At 58.8% G+C, this 4,309-nt stretch carries 2 protein-coding genes; both read right to left on the reverse strand.

The genetic code is table 11. From position 1 onward, the window contains the following. Window positions 1–217 precede the first annotated feature (217 nt). Window positions 218–967: a hypothetical protein gene (locus tag ABJK70_RS20925; protein ID WP_086135754.1), complete on the reverse strand. Its 750-nt coding sequence runs from the start codon at window positions 965–967 to the stop codon at window positions 218–220. 165 nt (window positions 968–1,132) lie between these two features. Continuing rightward, the coding region (gene recC, locus ABJK70_RS20930) for an exodeoxyribonuclease V subunit gamma (protein WP_347258998.1) at window positions 1,133–4,309 on the reverse strand (3,177 nt) is incomplete at its 5' end.

The following is a 4,309-nucleotide window of genomic DNA, read 5'->3' on the forward strand; positions in this document are numbered from 1 at the left end:
TGAAAACAAGATTAGATCATTTGTGCGGTGACTGATTGTTCAGCGGCAGTTCGTAGGATGTGCCGACGATAGGAGGCGCATCGTTCGCGGTCGATGCCTGTCCTGAGCCTAGTCGAAGGGCGGTTCGGATACTCACCGCATCCTACCGCACTCTCATTTTGCTTTTAGCCAATAAAGTAAAGAATTGCCCCCTACTCGCATATATGCCATACGCGGGCTAGTCCTCATATATTGGGACAAGCAACCCTGGCTGAGCATCTGAAATCCAATAAACGCCCGCCCCGTATTTGTATCCTTGTGAGTACTCCTCTAGTTCGCGGGCCTCTGACTCGAACAGCGTGAAACGGTATTGCTTCTTAAGTCCAGCGGCAGCGGGCTCCGTATGGATAGAAAGAGTCAAAGAATATTCACCTGGCACCCACTGATATTTCCTGCGAAAGAAATTAAGCAGCCCAGCAACGACAGTGGGGCTCGCCTCGCATAATTTCTCACGATTTTCGGGCTCTTGCTTTTGTTGAAGGATATCTGAACGAACGGCCGATTCTAGAAACCGATATTCTTTATCTTCGTCTCGCGCGAAAAGCTGGAAAAAATTGATGATGTGCGCCCGTTCTTCTCTAGGTAAGAGTCGGAACGGCGTGAACATTACTGTTTCTTTCGCATCGGGGGTCATCAGGTAGTTTTGAGCAGGAAGCGTGAAGGGCACTGCGCCTTTCCGTCGAAACTCGAGGGTCAACCCCTTCACACGAACCACACGACCGCCCTTGTTCTCAATAATCAAGTGCCACTGTGCATTGGGATTGCCGACTTTATGTGTAATATGAAGAAGGCTATAGGCTTCACAACCCAGCCTGGCGCGACGGAACATGATGTGCAGGGGCGGTAGCTGTGACAGAGTAAGTGCAGCCGCAGCAATCAGCATGGACCAGAAAGACCAGTCTTCATAGAAGGGAGTGGCTAAGGGCATTATTTGGTCTCGAACGTAAGTCGACCTCAAAAGCAAGGTCAAATCTGAAACATGAACGTAGTTAACGTCTTTCTTTGCGTCAATTTTGATATCTTAATGTTATTAATCAGATTGATCTCAAATTGATGAGCATGAATTCACCGAATTGCGGTGTCTTATCGACAATCACGGACATACCTCTTTCACCATCGAAGCCAACATTGGGCCTATAAGCTCGACGGCCAATACCTCGAAGTTTTGATTCAACGGACCACTACCCCGGTAGACCGTCTGGTAATAAGGATTCGTGCTTTCGCCGGACTGGAATTCGGAGCCTTCCCAGATACTCCAGGCCTGCCTTAGCGCGTTGAGCCGGATAGCCTCCGGATCACCGCCGAGTCTGGCCGGCGGATCGTGTATGCAGCGGGCGTAGGCATAACTCGATTTGGGGAAGAAGGGCAGCGGGGCGGATAGTCCCTGCCAGTAGGCGTTCAGGAGTTTCGCAAGCTCGTTTTCGGGCTCGGCTACGGCCTGGAATGTGAGGGTTTGCTTAGGGGTATGCAGCAGGGATTGGAGTGTCGCGCCTTCGGGGGCGATCAGGCAAAGCATCAGGTGCCGGAGCCAGAGGTCGAAGAGCTGGCGGGGGCTCGGCTCTTCGAAGCTGTAGTCGGTCAGGCCGCTAGCGCCGACTTCGGCGAGGGAGCCGATGAGGCGCAGGCCGTTCGCTTCAAAATCCACCGGCAGAGGTTCGAAGCGCGGTTTGACGAGGTCCGGGAGCAGTTTGACGGCGAAACTTTCGACCAGCCGTTGCTCCTGGCCGTGCAGCGCTTCGCCGAAGCGGCCGTGGGGCAAAAGGCCCTGGGCGTCGGCGAGCAGCAGCGCGCTCTGCGGTTTTCGGTCCTGCGCCAAGGCATTCAGCAGGTTCTGGCGGACCTGGTTTCTCGTTCGGTAATCGAGCGCAAAAGGTTCGCGCACTTCGAATTCTGCCGCAGTGTCTTCCAGAACCAGGTTCAGCCGCCGCCGCAGAAGATAACGGGCGGGGTTGCTGAAGAAATAAGCAAGGCTTTCCGGATCGACGATGCGCCATTCCTCTTCGGGCTCAGACAGCGGGCCGGAAAATAAGGGCGCGGGTTCCTTGTCGCCCCGGCCGATCAGTCGGGCCGCGGCAAGCCAGGTCGACGAAAAGCCCGGCAACCGGGGATCGTCCTTGAAATAGCCGGGATCGAACGGTTGCAGCGGGTGCTGGGTAACGAGATGGGACTCGATGTCGCCTTCGGCCAGCTCGCAGCTTTGTTTCGCGACGTCGATGAGCTCGGACACCAGCGGGGAGGGCGGCAACTCGGTATTATCGCGAACGCTGCGGCCCACATAGCTCAGATAAAGCACCTCGCGCGCCGACAGCAGCGTTTCCAGAAAGAGATAGCGGTCGTCCAGCCGGCGGGAGCGGTCGCCGCGGCGGGGATGCTTTGCCATCAGGTCGAAATCGGGGGGATGGCGCTGACGCGGAAAGCTGTCGTGGTTCAGGCCGAGCACGGCGATGACCTTGAACGGCAGGCTGCGCATCGGCACCATCGCGCAGAAGGTGACCGCGCCGGTCAAAAAGCCGCCGGTGCTCGATGGCTGACACAGGCGATCGGCGAGCCAGCGCTTGATCACCCGTATCCCGACCGGCTCGCGGAAGCCGGCTTGTTCCGAGAGTTCCCGCAGCAGATCGAGGGTGCCGCGCAGCTGGAGCAGCAGCGTTTCGTCCTCGTCCCGCGGATCGAACAGCCGATCGATGAACGCGTTCAATCGTTCGATCCACTCCGTCACCGGCTGCTTCGCCTTGAGCCGGTCCGCCCATTCGAACAGGGTTTCCAGAAATTCCGCGAACCGCTCCAGGATCAAGACCCGGCTGCCTTCGATGTCGTCGTAAGGCAGGGTTTCGGCGAACAGCGGAAAGCCGTCGCCCGCCAGTTCCTGCGGCAGGGCATAGCCCAGCATCAGGCGCTTCAGGCCGTCGCGCCAGGTGTGGCGGGGAATGTCCGGCAACCGGTATTCGGTCTTGTGGGTCCCGTCCCGTCCCCAGCGGGTGCCGACCGACCGCGCCCAGTGATGGATCATGGGAAGATCGTCTTCGCATAGCCGGAAACGGCGCTGTATGGCGGGTTGCTCCAAAAAGCCGAGCGTCGTGTCCGCCGCGAATCGGCTCTCCGGCAAATCGAGCAGCGCGAGAAAAGTCTCCAGGAGCGGCTGTTCGTGGGTCAAACCGCGGTCGGCGATGCTGAAGGGGATTTGCGGCGCATCGTGGCTTTCGGCGAATACCGCTTCGATGTAAGGCGTGTATTGCTCGATGTCCGGCGTCAGCACGGCCACGTCGCTCGGTTTCAATTCAGGATAGGCGTAGAACAGCGCCAAAAGCTGATCGCGCAGGACTTCGACTTCGCGCATCGGACTGTGGCAGGCATGGACTTGCAGCGAGCGGTCGTCCGGCCGTACGGCCAAGCGCCCGGCGCTGCGGCGGTCGATCAGTTCCAGGATGTCGGCCTGGAGTATGTGCAGCAGCGAATCGCGCGGCGGTTCCGCCCGAAACAAGCTGTGCAGCTCGGAATGCTCGGCCACGGAATCGAAAAATTCGCGGCCTTGTTTCCCTAGCGATGCCAGCAAGGGATGCCCCACTTCCAGGTACAGATCTTCCGGCGAGCGTTCTCCGGCCACGCGGCCGATTTCCCGTTCATCCCGGATTTCGCCCCAGTATTCGCGGCAGGGATTGAGCGCGTATAGATTGATCTCGGTATGCCTGGCGAGCGCATTCAGCACGTCCAGAAAGGCCGGCGGCAGCGAGGAAACGCCGAAGATGGCGATGCGCCGCGGAAGCCGATCGGCCGCCGAGTCGGATTCGAGCGCCGTCAGCAGTTCGTTCATGAAACGGGCGCGATGGGGCGCAGCTTCCCCCATGCTCAGGTCGCGCCACAATAGGGCTTGCCAGTCCTCGTCGCCGTCCAAGGCGAGCGTTTCGCCGCGTTCCCAGGCGGCTATCCAGTCGGCCCGGTACATCAGATATTGATCGAACAGATCGGCGATCCGCTTAGCGAGTTGGAACCGGCGGAGTTCGTCTCCGTTTTGGAGATACCCGGACAGGCGCGGAGTTCGCTCCAGATTTGCGGTTCTCCCCAGCCAGTCGAAGATGCGGAAGGTGAGTACCTCGGAAGAGAATGCCGAACGCCTCGGGAGTTCGCCGAGGAATTGCCGAAGCAGGTCCCAGATGAACGAGGCCGGCAGCAGAAAACGGACGTTGGCGCAGATGCCGAGATTGTCCGCAAGGCGCAGGGACAGCCAGCGTCCCATGCCAAGGCTTTGAACGATGACGATTTCCGGTTCGAA

Origin of the sequence: Methylocaldum sp. (genome assembly GCF_039794385.1) — a bacterium.
Lineage (GTDB): Bacteria > Pseudomonadota > Gammaproteobacteria > Methylococcales > Methylococcaceae > Methylocaldum.

What these genes read in the sequence shown, in the direction of transcription:
- ABJK70_RS20925 (WP_086135754.1), bottom strand. Translation starts at nt 967, where the DNA reads ATGCCCTTAGCCACTCCCTTCTATGAAGACTGGTCTTTCTGGTCCATG.